18 protein-coding genes are annotated in these 16,253 nt (G+C 66.1%); 5 read left to right on the top strand and 13 right to left on the bottom strand.

The genetic code is table 11. The annotated features are described in order from the left end of the window. Positions 1-86: 86 nt before the first annotated feature. From GRI62_RS07700 to rpmF, 5 genes are all read right to left on the bottom strand, one after another. Positions 87-485 carry a MerR family transcriptional regulator gene (locus tag GRI62_RS07700; RefSeq protein ID WP_131452762.1) on the bottom strand — a complete coding sequence of 133 codons (399 nt, stop codon included), beginning with the start codon at positions 483-485 and terminating at the stop codon, positions 87-89. Further along, a complete protein-coding gene (locus GRI62_RS07705; RefSeq protein ID WP_160731903.1) occupies positions 482-781 on the bottom strand; it encodes an integration host factor subunit alpha in 300 nt (99 codons plus the stop codon). Before GRI62_RS07705 ends, GRI62_RS07700 begins: the two co-directional genes overlap by 4 nt. Before the next feature lie 99 nt (positions 782-880). Further along, on the bottom strand, positions 881-1,858 hold the full coding sequence (locus GRI62_RS07710) for a beta-ketoacyl-ACP synthase III (protein ID WP_131452763.1): 978 nt from the start codon (positions 1,856-1,858) through the stop codon (positions 881-883). Further along, complete coding sequence (plsX, locus tag GRI62_RS07715) at positions 1,855-2,976, bottom strand: phosphate acyltransferase PlsX (protein ID WP_131452764.1); 1,122 nt, start codon at positions 2,974-2,976, stop codon at positions 1,855-1,857. Before plsX ends, GRI62_RS07710 begins: the two co-directional genes overlap by 4 nt. A 30-nt stretch (positions 2,977-3,006) precedes the next feature. Beyond that, positions 3,007-3,189 carry a 50S ribosomal protein L32 gene (gene rpmF / locus GRI62_RS07720; RefSeq protein WP_131452765.1) on the bottom strand — a complete coding sequence of 61 codons (183 nt, stop codon included), beginning with the start codon at positions 3,187-3,189 and terminating at the stop codon, positions 3,007-3,009. Positions 3,190-3,396: 207 nt separating this feature from the next. Here rpmF and GRI62_RS14525 point away from each other — a divergent pair, with 207 nt between their 5' ends. Beyond that, on the top strand, positions 3,397-3,792 hold the full coding sequence (locus GRI62_RS14525) for an MAPEG family protein (protein ID WP_234032735.1): 396 nt from the start codon (positions 3,397-3,399) through the stop codon (positions 3,790-3,792). On the opposite strand, the gene GRI62_RS07730 is transcribed toward GRI62_RS14525, so the two are convergent. Together GRI62_RS07730 and GRI62_RS07735 are read right to left on the bottom strand one after the other, a co-directional pair. Continuing rightward, a complete protein-coding gene (locus tag GRI62_RS07730) occupies positions 3,789-4,454 on the bottom strand; it encodes an MBL fold metallo-hydrolase (protein ID WP_199799913.1) in 666 nt (221 codons plus the stop codon). The genes GRI62_RS14525 and GRI62_RS07730 overlap by 4 nt on opposite strands. A gap of 42 nt (positions 4,455-4,496) precedes the next feature. Beyond that, positions 4,497-5,165, bottom strand: a complete 669-nt coding sequence (locus GRI62_RS07735; protein ID WP_131452767.1) for a S24 family peptidase — start codon at positions 5,163-5,165, stop codon at positions 4,497-4,499. Between the two features lie 147 nt (positions 5,166-5,312). Between GRI62_RS07735 and GRI62_RS07740 the strand changes: the two genes are divergently transcribed. Together GRI62_RS07740 and GRI62_RS07745 are read left to right on the top strand one after the other, a co-directional pair. Beyond that, complete coding sequence (locus tag GRI62_RS07740) at positions 5,313-5,501, top strand: hypothetical protein (protein ID WP_131452768.1); 189 nt, start codon at positions 5,313-5,315, stop codon at positions 5,499-5,501. Beyond that, positions 5,491-5,859 (top strand): hypothetical protein, encoded by a 369-nt coding sequence (locus GRI62_RS07745; protein WP_234032733.1) that lies wholly within the window; start codon positions 5,491-5,493, stop codon positions 5,857-5,859. The genes GRI62_RS07740 and GRI62_RS07745 overlap by 11 nt, the downstream gene beginning before the upstream one ends. A 52-nt stretch (positions 5,860-5,911) precedes the next feature. Here GRI62_RS07745 and GRI62_RS07750 read toward each other — a convergent pair whose 3' ends face one another. The 6 genes from GRI62_RS07750 to GRI62_RS07775 all read right to left on the bottom strand — a co-directional run bounded on the left by GRI62_RS07750 (position 5,912) and on the right by GRI62_RS07775 (position 12,829). Next, positions 5,912-7,354, bottom strand: a complete 1,443-nt coding sequence (locus tag GRI62_RS07750) for an aldehyde dehydrogenase family protein (protein WP_131452769.1) — start codon at positions 7,352-7,354, stop codon at positions 5,912-5,914. A 77-nt stretch (positions 7,355-7,431) separates the two neighbouring features. Further along, positions 7,432-8,874 carry a cysteine--tRNA ligase gene (cysS, locus tag GRI62_RS07755; RefSeq protein ID WP_131452770.1) on the bottom strand — a complete coding sequence of 481 codons (1,443 nt, stop codon included), beginning with the start codon at positions 8,872-8,874 and terminating at the stop codon, positions 7,432-7,434. A gap of 56 nt (positions 8,875-8,930) precedes the next feature. Continuing rightward, positions 8,931-9,434, bottom strand: a complete 504-nt coding sequence (locus tag GRI62_RS07760) for a DUF2939 domain-containing protein (protein WP_131452771.1) — start codon at positions 9,432-9,434, stop codon at positions 8,931-8,933. Next, entirely contained in the window at positions 9,434-11,254 is a 1,821-nt protein-coding gene (gene cobT / locus GRI62_RS07765) for a cobaltochelatase subunit CobT (protein ID WP_131452772.1), read from the bottom strand. The genes GRI62_RS07760 and cobT overlap by 1 nt, the downstream gene beginning before the upstream one ends. 40 nt (positions 11,255-11,294) lie before the next feature. Continuing rightward, positions 11,295-12,023, bottom strand: a complete 729-nt coding sequence (locus GRI62_RS07770) for a sugar phosphate isomerase/epimerase family protein (RefSeq protein WP_131452773.1) — start codon at positions 12,021-12,023, stop codon at positions 11,295-11,297. A gap of 92 nt (positions 12,024-12,115) precedes the next feature. Next, on the bottom strand, positions 12,116-12,829 hold the full coding sequence (locus tag GRI62_RS07775) for a DUF4197 domain-containing protein (RefSeq protein ID WP_131452774.1): 714 nt from the start codon (positions 12,827-12,829) through the stop codon (positions 12,116-12,118). 54 nt (positions 12,830-12,883) lie between these two features. Between GRI62_RS07775 and GRI62_RS07780 the strand changes: the two genes are divergently transcribed. Together GRI62_RS07780 and GRI62_RS07785 are read left to right on the top strand one after the other, a co-directional pair. Further along, a complete protein-coding gene (locus GRI62_RS07780; RefSeq protein ID WP_131452775.1) occupies positions 12,884-15,055 on the top strand; it encodes a primosomal protein N' in 2,172 nt (723 codons plus the stop codon). A gap of 42 nt (positions 15,056-15,097) precedes the next feature. Continuing rightward, on the top strand, positions 15,098-16,096 hold the full coding sequence (locus GRI62_RS07785; protein WP_131452776.1) for a phytanoyl-CoA dioxygenase family protein: 999 nt from the start codon (positions 15,098-15,100) through the stop codon (positions 16,094-16,096). The last annotated feature ends 157 nt before the right edge of the window (positions 16,097-16,253 follow it).

The following is a 16,253-nucleotide window of genomic DNA, read 5'->3' on the forward strand; positions in this document are numbered from 1 at the left end:
GCGGGCCGGACAGTTCCCGCTGCTGGTGGGTTTACGCCCGCGACCTTCACCGATCGAGGCAACGATCCGCAATGGCCCGGTTAGGGTCAGGCCGCCAGCGCGGCTTCCAGCCGGTCGCGGATGGCGCGTAACTGGCGCGCCGTTTCCCCGGTAACGCCAGCGGTTGCCGGGCTGGCGGGCGCATCGCCACTTGCGGCGGACCTACCGGCCTGCGCCCCACCCTGCTCCAGCGCCATTTTCGCGCCCTTCAGCGTGTAGCCCTCGCGATTGACCAGACGGTCTATCGCTTCGACGACTTTCAAATCCTGCTGGCGATACAGGCGGCGTCCGCCGCTCCGCTTCAAGGGCTCGAGCATGGGAAACTGCTGTTCCCAGTATCGCAAAACGTGCGGCTTGATGCCGAAAGCGGCGGACACTTCGCCGATGGTGCGCATGGCACCCTGGTCCTTGCCATCCTCGAACAAGGGGCCGGCGCCCCCGGTCATCCGCGCGAGATCCGCTCTTTAAGCTTCTGGCTGGAACGGAAGGTCATCACCCGGCGCGGGGTGATCGGCACTTCGATCCCGGTCTTGGGGTTGCGGCCGACGCGCTCCTTCTTGTCGCGCAGCACGAAGCTGCCGAAGCCGGAGATCTTCACGTTCTCGCCATCTGACATCGCCTCGCACATCTTGGCGAGAATCTTCTCGACCATGTCCAGGCTCTCGGCACGCGAGAAACCCATCTTGCGATTTATGGTCTCGGCCAGATCGGCGCGAGTCAATGTTCCGACAGAGCGCATCATGTCCATCCGCTTTACTCCAAGGATGTGACCCAAGGAAGTTTATGAAGGTTGATGCAGGTTAAGGCAAGAGGGGGACCGCTTGAATTGCGGGGCAAATTCCTACGCGCGGAGCAGGCTGGCACCCCAGGTGAAGCCGCCGCCCATCGCTTCCAGCATCACCAGGTCGCCGGGCTTGATGCGCCCGTCCTTCTTGGCAACGTCATAGGCCAGCGGCACCGAGGCGGCAGACGTGTTGGCGTGGCGATCGACCGTCACCACCACCTGGTCCATCGACAGGCCCAGCTTGCGGGCTGTCGCGTCCAGAATGCGGGCATTGGCCTGGTGCGGTACGACCCAGTCGATGTCCGCCGCGGTGCGGCCAGCCTGTTCCAGCACTTCCCGAAGAACCTCGGCAAGGTTGACGACGGCGTGGCGAAACACCTCGCGGCCCTTCATACGCAGCTTGCCGATCTCTCCCGTGGTCGAGGCACCGCCATCGACGTAGAGCAGGTCGCTGTGCTCGCCCTCGGCATGAAGACGGGTGGCAAGAATGCCCGGCGCATCGTCGGCCGCGTCGTCGCCCACCTCGCGCGCCTCGACGATGAAGGCGCCCGCCCCGTCGCCGAACAGGACGCAGGTTCCGCGATCGTCCCAGTCGAGGATGCGGCTGAAGGTCTCCGCGCCGATCACGATGGCGCGCTTCGCCATGCCGGACCGGATCATCGCGTCAGCCGTGCCCAGCGCATAAAGGAAGCCCGAGCATACCGCGGCAACATCGAACGCCGGAAACCCCCTGCCGCCCAGTGCGAACTGTACGGTAGTGGCGGTGGCCGGAAAGGTGCGGTCGGGGGTAGCGGTGGCGAGCACGATGAGGTCGATGTCCGCGATATCGCAGCCAGCGTCTGCCAGTGCGGCGCGCGCGGCATCGGTGGCCAGCGATCCGGTCGTCTCGCCGTCGCCCGCGATGTAACGCTGGGTGATGCCGGTGCGTTCGCGGATCCACGCGTCACTGGTGTCGATGCGTTCAGCCAGTTCGGCGTTGGACACGCAGTTTTTCGGCAGCGCCGAGCCGGTGCCGATGACGACGGAACGGATCATTCGGAAGCCTCGCCCGTGTCCTGCGGTTTGCCGGCAGCATCGGCTGTGGCGCTCTCGGCATCGGTCCTGCCCGCACCGGTGCGTCCCTCGCCGCCGATACCGGCCCCGACTTCCGCCAGATCGGCGGCGATCCGGCGGGTGATGTCGTCTTCCAGCAGGCGGGCGCAGACATGGACCGCGTTCGACACGCCCTTGGCATTGGCGCTGCCGTGCGACTTTACCAGCACGCCATTGAGACCGAGGAATACGCCGCCGTTGTGGTTGTTGGGGTCCAGATGATGCCGCAGCAATTCCGTCGCGGGGCGGCTGACGAGGAAGCCGATCTTGCTGCGCAGCGAACTGGTGAAGGCGGTGCGCAGCAGGTCCGTGACGAACCGTGCAGAGCCCTCGATCGCCTTTAGCGCGATATTGCCCGAGAAACCGTCCGTCACCACCACGTCCACTTCGCCGCGGTTGATCTTGTCGGCTTCGATGAAGCCATCGAACTGCATGGCAAGGCCGGTCGCGTCCGCCAGCCGCTGGCTCGCCTCGCGCAGGTTGTCGGTGCCCTTGATGCTTTCGGTGCCGATGTTGAGCAGGCGCACGCGGGGTGCAGCCTTGCCCGTCACGATGCGCGCGTAGGCCGCGCCCATGACGGCGAACTGGATGAGGTTGCGCGCGTCGCAATCCGTGTTCGCGCCCAGGTCGAGCATGACGACGTCGTCGTCGCCCAGCGTCGGCATCAGGCCGGCGAGCGCGGGACGGTCGATGCCGGGCATGGTGCGCAGCGCGATCTTGCCCATCGCCATCAGCGCGCCGGTATTGCCGCCGCTGACCGCGGCACCGCAGTCCCCGGTCTTCACCGCGTTGATGGCGAGGCCCATGCTGGTGGTCTTCGCCCGGCGCAGCGCGCGGCTGGGCTTCTCGTCGCCGGAGACGACCTCGTCACAATGGAGGATCTCGCTGGCGGAGCGCATGTTGGGATGCGTATCGAGCGCGGCCTTGATGCGCGGCTCGTCCCCGACCAGCAGAAAGCGGAACTTGTCATGGCGGCGACGCGCAAGCGCGGCGCCCTCGACCATCACGCGCACGCCTTCGTCCCCGCCCATCGCGTCTACTGCGATACGCGGAAGGCTCATGCGCTAGCGCTCCTGTCCAATGCCGGAGTCTTAAAGACCCTTGGGCTCAACGACCATGCGGCCGTTGTAGTGCCCGCAAGCGGGGCACAGGTTGTGCGGACGCTTGAGTTCGCCGCAGTTCGAGCATTCGTGGAATGCCTCGACCTTGAGCGAATCGTGCGACCTGCGGTTGCCACGGCGATGCGGCGAAACTTTTCTTTTAGGGACAGCCATGGTGTCACCCGATCCTTGAAATATTTGTCAAATGCGTGTCGATGCCGACCTAGGCGATGCCCGGCCCCCGCGCAAGCGCGGCGACCCGATGCAGCCCGGGATACGGCGAAGGCGCGCGCTATACCGGGTTTCGCCCGCGTTGCAAGCGGCGCGGCGCTCTTCTATTCAACGCCGGCATTATCGCGACGACATCGAGAGGACCACGGCGTGGCAGACCTGCACATAAGCCTGTTCAGCGCCGCGCTGGCGGCGCTCATCAACCTCTGGCTGGCCATACGCTGCGGCCGGGCGCGCCTTTCCGGAAAGGTGTTGCACGGCGATGGCGGCGACGTGGCCCTGCAACGGCACATGCGCGCGCAGGCGAACTTCGTCGAATACACGCCCTTTGCGCTCATATTGATCCTGGTGCTCGATCTTGCCGATCAGGACGGCTGGCTCCTGGGCCTGAGCGCGCTTGCCTATTTCGTGGCGCGGTTGCTCCACCCGCTCGGCATGCAGGCCGACCATCCGGCAAGGACGCGGCAGATCGGTATAACGGTGACCTTCGTGCTGTTGGCCTGCTGGAGCGTGTGGGCGCTGCTGGTCGGCGCGCAGGTTATCTAGCCGGCAGCGATCGCCGCGTCGCTCACGAACGGATTGCTCTCGCGTTCGCGACCGAACGTGCTGGTGGGGCCGTGGCCGGGCACGAAGGTGACGCCATCGCCCAGCGGCCAGAGCTTGCCGGTGATCGCGTCGAGCAGATCCTGGTGATTGCCCATCGGAAAGTCCGTGCGGCCGATGGAGCCCTGAAACAAGACGTCACCGACGAAGGCGAAATTGCTTGGGCGGTGGAAGAACACCACGTGGCCGGGCGTGTGGCCGGGGCAATGCAGCACCTCGAACGTCGCTTCGCCCACGGTCACCGTGTCGCCTTCGTCCAGCCAGCGGGTTGGCTCGAACACCTGGCATTCCATGCCGAAGCGCGGGCCATCCTCGTCGAGGCGGCTGATCCAGAATCGGTCGGCCTCGTGCGGACCTTCGATCGGCAGGCCAAGCTCTTCAGCCAGCATTCCCGCCTGCCCGCAGTGATCGGCATGGCCATGGGTGAGGATGATCTTTTCCAGCGTCACTCCCGCCTTGGCGACCGCTGCCTTGAGCTTGTCCAGCTCCCCGCCCGGATCGACCAGCGCCGCGCGCATGGTCGAGGTGCACCAGACCAGCGAGCAATTCTGCTGGAACGGGGTAACGGGGATGATCGCGGCGCGGATGGGGGAGTGTGACGTCATTAATCGGAAATGGCCGTGGGGGGCCGCGGTTGCAAGCGCCGGCTAGACCCGGCCGCTCTTCCACACCACGCGGCCCACGATCGCGAATTCCCCGGCGCTGACCTGTATCGGCGGGTATGCAAGGTTCTGGCTGAGCAGTGAGAACTGCCCCGCCCCGCGACTGGCGACCCGCTTCACCAGCAAGCTGTCATCGAGGCGCACGACGTGCACGCCATCGCGGAACGGCTGCTCACGGCGATCGACCAGCACCTCGTCGCCTTCGTGCAGCAGCGGCTCCATCGAATCACCTACGACGCGGATGCTGGACAGATGCGCGCCGTCCAGCCCGTGTTCGGCAAGCCAGCGGCGGGAGAAGCGAAACGCGTCGAACGCCTGTTCCCCAGCTGCTGTGGCGCCGGGGCCGGCCGATGCATCGACCGCCAACCGTGGTACGTCCACCCATTCCGCGCCTCTGCTGCCGCCACGGGGGCTGCTGCCGCTACTCGCCTTTGGCGATTCGTAGGAATTACCCTGCGGCGCGCCCAAGTCCGATTCGCTGATGCCGAGGAAGGTCGCCAGCTTTCGGCGGTCCTCCTCCTCCAGCTTTTTCGGACTGCCTTTCGTCACATATTGCTGCAAATACGTACCGTTACGCCCGATCATGCGCGATAGGGCGGCAAGGCTCTCCCCCCGCGCCCGGGCCGCTTCCAGCAATGTCTCGCGTGCATCCATGGGCAATCCCAATATCGTGAACGAAAACTTCCTACACGATGTACTTTTCCTAGACAAGTAGGATTTCACCCGCTTTTCATGGGTCTTCGGAAGAGCGAATCGAGTCGCGTTGCTTTCCGGAATCGAAAAACCAAGGGGAAGCGCCGAATGCTCATTCGCCAGATCGAAGTGTTCCTGAAACACACCAGGATGCCGGTAACCAGGTTCGGACGTCTCGCCACGAGCGATCCGCGCTTCGTGCTTGATCTGCGCAATGGCCGGGTGCCGCGCCCCGCGACACAATCTCGGGTGGAACATTTCATGAACGAATATCGGGAGAAGACCGGTGCATACTGATCCGCAGACCACACTGCCCCGTCGCGGCAGACCGGTCCGCCGTCAGCGCAAGGGCGCGCGCGAACATCTTTCCGATGCACTGATCGAACTGGCACGCGGGCAGGCGCGTATCGCCAGCCATCACGAGCGAAGCTGGGCCAGCATCACCTTTGCCGGCACGCGGCACCGGGTCGAATTGGTGTTCGAGGGCACCGAGGCCATCGAGGCGGGCGAATGCTTCATCGTGTTCCTTCCCGAACACGAATTCGCCATCCCCCGGCAGCTGGTTGCGGATGCCGCCGTTGTCGAAGTCGATCACACGCTCGACCCGCCGGTCATGCGAGTGACTTGCGAACTGCTGCTGCTGGAAGAGGGTTGACCACACGCCGGCGACCGGGGGCATTGAACCGGCGCGTGTTGGTCAATGTCCCCTAACCCGCGCTTTCCCTTCGGATCACGAGGTTCCTGATCTCGGTCATGTCCTCCATCGCGAACCGGATCCCCTCGCGGCCGAGACCGGAATCCTTGACCCCGCCGTAGGGCATGTTGTCGACGCGGTAGCTGGGCACATCGTTCACCACGATTCCGCCGACCTCCAGCGTGTCCCAGGCGTCCAGAACCTGGTGGATGTCGCGGGTAAAAATGCCCGCCTGCAGGCCGTAGCGGCTGTCGTTCACTTCTTTCAGTGCTGCGGCAAAGTCGGTGAACCTGGAGAGATTGGCGAGGGGCCCGAAGGCTTCTTCCTTGCTGGCGTCGCAGTTGCGGGAAACGTCTTCCAGCAGCGTCGCCTCCAGCATGGCGCCGTCGCGATCGCCGCCGCACAGCAATGTGGCGCCCGCCGCCACCGCAGCGTCGATCCAGCTCTTGAGGCGCTTGGCCTCCTCTTCCGAAATCATCGGGCCGATGAAGGTGTCCCGGTCCTTGGGGTCGCCCGCCACCAGCGATCGCGTTCTTGCAACCAGCATCGCCTTGAACGTATCGTAGACGGCCTCGTGGACGATGATCCGCTGCACGCCGATGCAGCTCTGGCCGGATTGATAAAAGGCGCCGAACACGATCCGCTCCAGCGCGTAGGCAAGGTCGGCGTCCTTGTCGACGATCACCGCCGCGTTGCCGCCCAGTTCCAGCACCACCTTCTTCTTGCCCGCCTTGGCCTTCAGCGCCCAGCCCACGTCGGGCGAGCCGGTGAAGCTGAGCAGCTTCAGCCGTTCGTCCGTGGTGAACAGGTCCGCCCCGTCGCGACTGGCGGGCAGGATGGAGAACGCGCCTTCGGGCAGGTCGGTCTCGGCCAGCACTTCGCCCATGATGATCGCGCCCAGCGGGGTCTTCGACGCGGGCTTCATCACGAAGGGGCAGCCCACCGCAATGGCCGGCGCGATTTTGTGGGCGGCCAGGTTGAGCGGGAAATTGAACGGACTGATGAAGCTGCACGGCCCGATCGGCATCCGCCGCCACACGCCCATGTAGCCCCTGGCGCGCTTGGAAATGTCGAGCGGCTGCACCTCGCCGTAAAGGCGCGTGGACTCCTCGGCGGCAATTCGGAAGGTGTCGATCAGCCTGTCGACCTCCCCCTCGGCATCCTTGATCGGCTTGCCGGCCTCCACGCACAGCGAATAGGCAAGCTCGTCATAGCGTTCGCGAAATCGCGTGACGCAGTGCTGCAACACGGCTTGCCGTTCATAACTGGCCATCCGCGCCATCGGCCCCGCCGCGCGCACGGCGCCGGCGATGGCTTGCTCGATCACGTCCGGCGTGGCGAGCGCAGTGCGGAAGGCGACCTTGCCGGTGAACTTGTCCGTCACCTCCAGATCGGTGTTCGGCTGCGCGGCCTTGTTGTTGAGGTAGAGCGGGTAGGTGTCTTTGAGTGTCGTCATGCGTCCACTACGCGGGTGCGCCGCGAAAGGTCCGATCCCGCGCGGTGCGTCACCCGCGGTGTGATCGACAGCGCGTGCTAAAGCTTCCATTCCCATCCAAGCGGATCGCCGTCCATCACTTCCACCCCCTTGGCCGAAAGATCGTCGCGGATGGCGTCGGAGGTGGCGAAGTCCCTGGCGGCGCGGGCTTCGTTGCGGGCGGCGAGTGCCTCGTCGATGTGCGCTTCGGTCGCGGTGGCGGTTTTCGGGCGCAGGCGCAGGTCGGCGCGTGACAGGTCGAAGAGACCCAGCCCGAGCACCGCGTCCATTTGTTCAATGACGGCGCGCTTCATGCCTGCATCTACCTTCTTCGTGGCCAGCGCATCGTCCAGCGCGGTCAGCGCGACGGCCGTATTGAGGTCATCGCTGATCGCCGCATCGAACCGTTCGAGGAGCGGCGCGAACCTGGGATGATCGGGCGCTCCCGTTGCGGCATCGCATAGCAGCTGGACCGCCATCACCATCCGTTTCAGCCGCGTCAGCGCCGCGCCAAGGCCCTCCCAACTGAACTCCAGCTCGCTGCGGTAATGCGCCTGCAGGCACATCATGCGGTAGGCGACCGGGTGGTAGCCCTTGTCGATCAGCAGTTGCAGGCGGAGGAACTCGCCGGACGATTTGCTCATCTTTCCAGAGCGTTCGACCAGGAAGTTGTTGTGCATCCACACCCGCGCGCCGCTCGCGTCGGAGCCGCAGAATGCCTGGTTCTGGGCGATCTCGTTGGGATGATGGATCTCGCGGTGGTCGATGCCGCCGGTATGAATGTCGAAGGGGAAGCCGAGCAGCGCCTCGCCCATTACGGAACATTCCAGATGCCACCCCGGTGCGCCGCGACCCCAGGGCGAATCCCATTCCATCTGCCGCGTCTCGCCCGGCGGGGTCCTGCGCCAGATGGCGAAGTCGGCGGGATTTCTTTTATCCTTTACGGGATCGATGCGCATGTGAGCCTCGGCATTTTCCAAAAGCTGCTCTTGCGCATGACGTCCGGCTAACAGCGCGTAATCGCTGACAGTGGTGATGTCGAAATAAAGCCCGCCCTCCAATTCGTAGCAGTGCTTGTCGGCGATGCTTTTCGCGAAATCGATCATCTGTTCGACATAGTCGGTGGCGATCGACCAGTGCGCCGGCTGCCGGATGTTCAGCGCCTTCACGTCCGCCCAATAGGCCTCGGTATAATGGCGCGCGATCTCCCAGATCGACTGCGCGTTCGCCGCTGCCGCTTTCTCCAGCTTGTCCTCGCCCGCGTCGGCATCGTCGGTGAGGTGGCCGACATCGGTGATGTTGATGACGTGGGTGAGCTTGTAGCCCTTCCAGCTCAGCGTGCGCCCCAGCACGTCGGCAAAGACATAGGCGCGCATGTTGCCGATGTGCGGGTAATTGTAGACAGTCGGCCCGCAAGAATAGACCCGCGCCTCCCCCGGGTGGACGGGCTCGAAGGTTTCGAGCCGGCGGGTAAGCGAGTTGAAAAGCTTGAGATCGGTCATGATGCCACCGCGATTAGGGCGCGCGTCGCGCGGCGGCAAGTCAGGTGGGCAGCAAGTCAGGCGGGCGGCAATTCGAACCCGGTGACCAACCAGCCTGCGCCATCGCGGCGGAACAGCAGCTGCGGGCCGGGCGTGCCATCCTCGAAAGTGCCCACCCCGCGAAAGTGCTCGAAATCGTCACGCTCCACGTCCCAGTCGATCGCCTGCGTGCGCAGCCGCTCGGGCAGGAAGGGCGCCGCCATGGCCCCGGTGGCGACCAGCGTGCCGAGCGAATCGGCATTCACTGCCCGGTCGATCACCTCGCGCCCGGCGCGCTCCACGATGGCATCGGGCACCATGCCGAACAGCCCACCCCGCTCCTGCTGTTGCCCGACCAGCGCACCCAGCTGCTCGCGCGCGGACTGGCGCACGGCGGGAAAGTCCACCTTCCCCTCCAGCGCCGCCACGTCTCCCGCCCTCGCCGCATCGGCCAGCGAATTCATCGCATACCATGGCGAGGCGAAGTACCATGCGGCGAAGAGCGCCAGCACCACGGCGAAAGCAAGGATGAGCTTGCGCATCACTCCGCCTCGAACAGGTCCGCCAGCTGCTCGATGATCGTGCCGCCGAGCTGGTCGACGTCCATGATCGTCACCGCCTTCTTGTAATACCGCGTCACGTCATGCCCGATGCCGATGGCGACAAGCTGCACCGGCGAGGCTTTTTCGATCCACTCGATGACCTTGCGCAGGTGCGCTTCCAGATAGCCGGCCGAATTCACGCTCAGCGTCGAATCGTCCACCGGGGCGCCGTCGGAGATGACCATCAGGATACGGCGGTCCTCGGGCCGGGCCAGCAGGCGCTCGTGCGCCCACAGCAGCGCCTCGCCGTCGATGTTCTCCTTCAGCAGCCCCTCGCGCATCATCAGGCCGAGGCTGCGGCGCGCGCGGCGCATGGGCTCGTCGGCCTTCTTGTAGATGATGTGCCTGAGGTCGTTGAGGCGGCCGGGATGGTCGGAACGGCCATCGGCCAGCCAGCGCTCGCGGCTTTGCCCGCCTTTCCATGCACGGGTGGTGAAGCCGAGGATCTCCACCTTGACCCCGCACCGCTCCAGCGTGCGGGCGAGGATGTCTGCGCTGATGGCGGCGATGGAGATGGGCCGCCCGCGCATGGAGCCCGAATTGTCGATCAGCAGGGTGACGACGGTGTCCTTGAAGTCCTGTTCCTGCTCGACCTTGTAGCTGAGGGAAGTGCCGGGGCTGATGATGACCCGCGCCAGCCGCGCGGCATCGAGCAGGCCTTCTTCCTGGTCGAAATCCCAGCTGCGGTTCTGCTGCGCCATCAGCCGGCGCTGCAAGCGGTTGGCAAGCCGGGTGACGATACCGGCGAGCCCCGCCAGCTGGCTGTCGAGATAGGCGCGCAGGCGATCGAGTTCCTCGAAATCGCACAGGTCGGTGGCTTCCACCACCTCGTCGAACTCGGTGGTGTAGGGCTTGTAGTCGAAGCTGTCGGGAATGTCCTGCCACGGCGCGTTGCGGCGCTGGGGAAGCATCATTTCCTCCCCGTCGTCGCCCGGATCGCCATCGGCCAGTTCGTCCTCGCCGGGGGCCTGGTCCTCGCTCTCGCCCTCGCCATCCTCGCCCTCGGCGGCTTCGGCCCGGGCATCGGGCTGTTCGCGCGCATCGTCGGCGCCGTCGCTGTCCTCGGGCGTATCCTGCTCGCCATCGGCATCTTCACCGTCCGGATCCTCGCCGCCGTCCTCCGGGTCGAGTTCGGCAGGCACGAGATCGAGGTGGCGCAGCATGTCGAGGCCCAGCTTCTGGAACGCGCGCTGGTCGTGCAGGGCGGTGCCCAGTTGCTCGAAATCGTCGCCGGTCCGGCTCTCGATGAACTCGCGAACCAGCTCCATGCCCTCGCGCGCCGCGGCGGGTGCCGGCTGGCCGGTCAGCTGTTCGCGCAGCAGCAGGCCGAGCGCGATGGGCAATGGCACTTCCTCGGCGCTGGCGGCGCGGGTGATGGCGCTGCCGCCAACGCGCCGTTCCTGCATGGCGGCAAGGTTGCCGCGCATCCCGGCATAGTCGGTCTCGCCGATGGCCTCGTATCGCACGCGCTCGATGGCATCGAAGCAGGCGCGCGCATCGGGGTCGGCCGGGCGGTTGCGATCGTGCAGGCGCGCGTCGTGATGACGCAGACGCAGAGCAAAGCTGTCGGCGAACCCGCGCGCTTCCTGCGCATCGGCGGCGGGAACGCTGCGCGCGGGCATGGGCACGCGCACGCTCTTGCCCATCTCGCTCGCGGCATCGGCGGTGAAGCCCACGTCCACCTCGGCATCGGCGGCAATGGCGCGGGTGGCACCCGTCAGCGCAAGACGGAAGCGATCGAGGGGGGATTCGTCGGACATCGCCGGGCGCTATAGGGGCATGACGCGGGGTGCGCCAAGCCTAGCGCGCATGGGAGAGGGTTGCGCGGCTGGCAGCCAGGCTCGCGGCCAGACTGGCCCAGGGGTCGGGCGCGTCGTCCCGCTCGATCAGCCAGTGAATGCTGCGCCCCTCGCTGGCGGCGCGCAGGGCAGCGAAATCCAGCGTGCCCGCGCCGACATCGGCCATCGCGCCATCGCGCCCCATGTCCTTGATGTGAAAATGGGTCACCCGCTCCCGGTAGGTGCGATAGAAGGTGACCGGATCCCCGCCACCCCGGGCGACCCAGTAGGTATCGAGCTCAAACCCGATGGCCGGGTCCAGATCGCTCATCAACAGGTCGATGGGCCGCACGCCTTCGACAGGCGCGAATTCGAAGTCGTGCGCGTGGTAGGCAAATGCCATGCCCACGCCCCGTGCCATGGCCGCCACGCCATTCATCCGCGCAATCCAGCCGCGCCACTGGTCTAGCGTTGCGCGTTGCTCGGGCGGCAGCCAGGCGAGCATGATCGTGTCGGCGCACATTGCCTTGGCCTCGGTCACGGCGCGCGCCGGATCGTCGCGCAGCAGCTCCCACGGGATATGCACCGCGGCCACCGCCAGTCCCAGATCGCGGGTTTCCTCGCACATCGCCGCCGACTGCGCGCCATAGGTGCGAAAATATTCGACCGCGTCATAGCCCATTGCCGCCACGCGCCGCAGGGTGGCGACGGGATCGCGCTCCATGTCCTCGCGCACGGTGTAAAGCTGCACGCCGATGGCCGGCGCTGCTGGCGGGGGAGCGGTGACGCACCCCGCCAGCAGGCCGCCGGCCGTGGCAAGCAGCAGCAGGGCGCGCAGGCCGGTCAGAACGCGTTCGCCGCCCCGAACACGCCGATCAGCACCGGATCGTTGGTGGCGCGCGGATTGCGGCGGATCTCGGTTTCCTCGAAGCCCATCTCGTTCCAGATGGCGTTGTCGATATTGCGCGACAGGGTGTTGGCGATGCCGCCCACGTCCACGCCGGTGGCCGCTGCCAGCAGCTGGCCGACCAGCGGCTCGTTCGCCACGCGCATGGCCTGGCCGATTTCGGGCACCATGGCCTCCACCAGCGTCATGCCGAGGTTCTGACGCAGGAACCCGGTGGCCGCGGTCGGGCCGCCGCGCACCAGCGCCAGCGCGTTCTGGAACCCGATCACGCGCACCGCATCTGTTACCAGGGGCGCGGCGCGGTAGGCACCTTCGATGGCAATATCGGCAAAGGCACCGGCCAGCCGGTCGCGGAACAGGCTGGAGGTGAGGATGCTGGAAAGCACCCCGCCCCGCGTGCCGAGCAGGTTCTCGAGCCCCAGTGCGCCGACCTGGTTTTCCCAGAAACCGCCAGGTGCCAGCATGCGCGCAAAGGCCCGTTCGCTGGAGACGTAGAGCAGCCGGCGGATGGCGTCCTCCATCGTCCAGCCACCGCCGTAGGACGCACAGCCCGGAAGCGCGATCACGCCTGCGCCAATGCCGATGCCGGCGATGAATCGCCGCCGGCTGGCAAGGCTGGCGGTGAGAGAGGTGGTGGCGAATTCGGACATAATGCGACTCCTAATCTTGCCGCGGGGCTGGCGCGGCGCCCATATATGCTCCCGATGCCCGCAAACCGTGTACGCCTGCTCGTGATGAACGCCGCGCTGGGTCCGCTCGACTATCGCGTGCCGGAGGGCGTGGAGGTCCGCTACGGCGCCGTGGTGGTCGCGCCGCTCGGCCCCCGGCAGGTGACAGGGATCGTCTGGGAAGAAGAACACCTTCCCACTTTACCCGTTCCTGAAGCGAAACTGCGGCCGCTGTTAAGCGTGCTGGACGTGCCCCCCATCCGCGCCGAGCTTCGCAGGCTGATCGAGTGGACGGCGGACTACTACGTTGCGCCCCTTTCCGCCGTGGCGCGCATGGTGATCGCCAGCGGGGGAGCCTTGCGCGGACCCGCCACGATGACCGAATACCGGTTGTCGGGCGGGCTGCCGGAACGCATGACCGCGCAGCGCGAACGGGCGATCGCGGCGCTGGACGGCGAGCAGGCGACGATCCGCGAACTGGCGGGCCTGTCGGGTGTCTCCGAAAGTGTGCTGCGCGGCCTCGTCAACCAGGGGGTGCTGGAGCCGGTGGAGGTCGATGTCGACCGCCCCTACCCCGCCGCGCGGGCCGATTTCGACGTGCCCGATCTCAGCCCGGAACAGGCCGAGGTCGCCGGGCGGCTGGTGGAGGCCGTGGGCGAGGCGCGGTTCGCGCCGTTCCTGCTCGACGGCGTAACGGGATCGGGCAAGACCGAAACCTATTTCGAAGCCGTTGCCGCGGCGCTGCGGCATGGCAGACAGGTGCTGGTGCTGCTGCCGGAAATCGCGCTGACGCAGGCGTTCCTGTCGCGTTTCGAGGGGCGGTTCGGCGCGTCGCCTGTCACCTGGCACTCCAGCCTCAAATCGACCGAACGCCGCCGCGCCTGGCGCGCCATCGCCAGCGGCGAGGCACAGGTGGTGGTCGGCGCGCGCTCCGCCCTGTTCCTGCCCTATGCCGCGCTCGGCCTCATCGTGGTCGACGAGGCGCACGAGATCAGTTTCAAGCAGGAGGAAGGCGTGCGCTACAACGCGCGTGACGTGGCCGTGATGCGCGGGCATTTCGAAGGTGTGCCCGTGGTCCTCGCCAGCGCCACCCCGGCGCTTGAAAGCCTGCACATGGCGGACACCGGCATTTACGAAAAACTCGTCCTGCCCAGCCGCTTTGGCGGGGCGCAGATGCCCGATGTCCGCCTCATCAACCTGACCGAAGAACAGCCCGGCAGGGGCGCCTGGATTGCCGAGCCGCTGCGCCGCGAGCTGCGCGACCGGCTGGAGAAGGGCGAACAGTCGCTGCTGTTCCTCAACCGCCGCGGCTATGCCCCGCTGACGTTGTGCCGCAACTGCGGGTTCCGTTTCCAATGCCCCAATTGCAGCGCCTGGCTGGTCGAGCACCGCCTCAGCCGCCGCCTCGCCTGCCACCACTGCGGGCACGAGACCAAGCCGCCCGAGACCTGCCCCGAATGCGGCGAACCCGATTGCCTCGTCGCCTGCGGTCCGGGCGTGGAGCGCATCGCCGACGAGGTGGCGGAGATCCTGCCCGATGCCCGCGTGGCGGTCGTGACCTCGGACACCATCCACTCCCCCGCCAAGGCCGCCGAGTTCGTCGCCATGACGGAAGCCGGCGCGATCGACGTTATCGTGGGCACGCAGCTCGTCACCAAGGGTTTCCACTTCCCCGAACTGACGCTGGTGGGGGTCATCGACGCCGACCTCGGGCTGGAAGGCGGCGACCTGCGCGCGGCGGAGCGGACATACCAGCAGGTGGCCCAGGTCGCGGGGCGCGCGGGACGCGGGGCCAAGCCTGGCGAGGTGCTGATCCAGACGCGGCATCCCGACGCGCCCGTCATCGCCGCGCTGGCCGCTGGCGATCGCGATGCGTTCTACGAGGCGGAGACCGACAGCCGCCGCCATGCCGGTGCCCCGCCCTTCGGCCGCTGGGCGGCGATCATCGTTTCCAGCGAAGACGAGGCCGAAGCGCGCGAGGCGGCAAACCGGATCGGGGCCACGCGGCCCTACCTCGACGACGTGCACGTCCTCGGCCCTGCCCCCGCCCCGCTGGCGCTGTTGCGCGGCCGCTACCGCTATCGCCTGCTGCTCAACGCGCGGCGCAGTGCTGAACTGCAAAAGGTGATCCGTGCCTGGCTGGGCGGCATCAACCATCCGCCCGGCGTGCGCGTGGGCGTGGATATCGATCCCTACAGCTTCGTGTAAAGCCGCATTGCCTCGCTGCATCGGCCATTGCATAATCCCAAGATGCACGAAGACATGGCATACCGTTCGAGCGAGGGCGCCCTGCCTGAAATCGCTTGTCTCGTCGAATATCATGCGGCGCAGGTGCTCGGGGGATATCCGCTGGACGAAATGGTCGGCAAGCTGCTGCTCGACACTCTCGGGCTGGGCATCCAGGAAACGCTTACGTTTCTACACCGCGAAAGGCCCGGCTTCGAACGCTTCGAACAATGGATAGTCGACACCGTCGGTACTCCGGATCCCGATCAACTCTCGCGCTATCACGGCTGGCTGTTCGAAATGCCGGTCAGCGACGGCGCGAGCGAACGGTTGCGCGTGATCGAAGATATGCCGCCGGTATTCGACGATGCCGCGCTGTCGCACTGGGATACGCACGGTTATGTCATATTGCCCGATGCAATAAGCGCCGAAGAAGCTGCGGCGGTCCGCAGCTTCATTTGGCGGGCCGCGGATGCAAAGCCCGACATTCCCCAGAGCTGGTATAACAGCCAATTCGACGGGATAATGATTTCTCGGTACCATGATCGATCGCTTGACGCGGCACGGAGGTCGGCCCGGGTGCACAAGGCCTTTGCCCAGCTATGGGGCACGGCGGACCTGTGGCTCACGGTGGACCGGATCGGCTTCAATCCGCCGGCGACCCCCGATCATCCGTTTGCAGGCAGCGAACTGCACTGGGACGTCAGCCTGATGCGTCCGATCCCCTTCGGAACGCAGGCCGTTCTCTACCTCGACGATACGGCAAACAACCAGGGCGCATTTCGATGCGTGCCAGGTTTTCACCTTGGAATCGAGGAGTGGCTGGACGGACCGGGCAAGTCGAACCCAAGGTCGGTGGACCTTTCCGACCAGCAAGTGTTCGTTTCGGGCAAGGCTGGCGATCTGGTAATCTGGCGGCAGGACCTTCCTCACGGGGCTAGCGCCAATCTGGCCCACGCTCCCAGATTGGTGCAATATCTGAACTACTATTCCCCGCGAATGCAGATACGCCGGTGGATTTGAAACGGGCATCAGACGATCGGCGGAATGGTATCGCAACAGGGGTTCCAATAGACCTGTAACAAGGGCATGGAGCGCCCCTGTCTAGCTCCAGCCGGTGGTGCGTCATTACTTCTCCCGCTTTTCCTGCCCAGTCCGACCATTTCGCCACCCAGCCGCT

Origin of the sequence: Aurantiacibacter arachoides (assembly GCF_009827335.1) — a bacterium.
GTDB classification, from domain to species: Bacteria; Pseudomonadota; Alphaproteobacteria; order Sphingomonadales; family Sphingomonadaceae; genus Alteraurantiacibacter; species Alteraurantiacibacter arachoides.

Excerpts from the sequence above, each read along its gene's own strand:
- cysS (WP_131452770.1), bottom strand. The coding sequence starts at position 8,874 with ATGACCGATCTCAAGCTTTTCAACTCGCTTACCCGCCGGCTCGAAACC.
- GRI62_RS07700 (WP_131452762.1), bottom strand. The coding sequence starts at position 485 with ATGACCGGGGGCGCCGGCCCCTTGTTCGAGGATGGCAAGGACCAGGGT.
- GRI62_RS07730 (WP_199799913.1), bottom strand. The coding sequence starts at position 4,454 with ATGACGTCACACTCCCCCATCCGCGCCGCGATCATCCCCGTTACCCCG.
- GRI62_RS07735 (WP_131452767.1), bottom strand. The coding sequence starts at position 5,165 with ATGGATGCACGCGAGACATTGCTGGAAGCGGCCCGGGCGCGGGGGGAG.
- GRI62_RS07710 (WP_131452763.1), bottom strand. The coding sequence starts at position 1,858 with ATGATCCGTTCCGTCGTCATCGGCACCGGCTCGGCGCTGCCGAAAAAC.
- GRI62_RS07750 (WP_131452769.1), bottom strand. The coding sequence starts at position 7,354 with ATGACGACACTCAAAGACACCTACCCGCTCTACCTCAACAACAAGGCC.
- GRI62_RS07705 (WP_160731903.1), bottom strand. The coding sequence starts at position 781 with ATGATGCGCTCTGTCGGAACATTGACTCGCGCCGATCTGGCCGAGACC.
- GRI62_RS07760 (WP_131452771.1), bottom strand. The coding sequence starts at position 9,434 with ATGCGCAAGCTCATCCTTGCTTTCGCCGTGGTGCTGGCGCTCTTCGCC.
- GRI62_RS07780 (WP_131452775.1), top strand. The coding sequence starts at position 12,884 with ATGCCCGCAAACCGTGTACGCCTGCTCGTGATGAACGCCGCGCTGGGT.
- cobT (WP_131452772.1), bottom strand. The coding sequence starts at position 11,254 with ATGTCCGACGAATCCCCCCTCGATCGCTTCCGTCTTGCGCTGACGGGT.
- GRI62_RS07785 (WP_131452776.1), top strand. The coding sequence starts at position 15,098 with ATGCACGAAGACATGGCATACCGTTCGAGCGAGGGCGCCCTGCCTGAA.
- GRI62_RS07740 (WP_131452768.1), top strand. The coding sequence starts at position 5,313 with ATGCTCATTCGCCAGATCGAAGTGTTCCTGAAACACACCAGGATGCCG.
- rpmF (WP_131452765.1), bottom strand. The coding sequence starts at position 3,189 with ATGGCTGTCCCTAAAAGAAAAGTTTCGCCGCATCGCCGTGGCAACCGC.
- GRI62_RS07775 (WP_131452774.1), bottom strand. The coding sequence starts at position 12,829 with ATGTCCGAATTCGCCACCACCTCTCTCACCGCCAGCCTTGCCAGCCGG.
- plsX (WP_131452764.1), bottom strand. The coding sequence starts at position 2,976 with ATGAGCCTTCCGCGTATCGCAGTAGACGCGATGGGCGGGGACGAAGGC.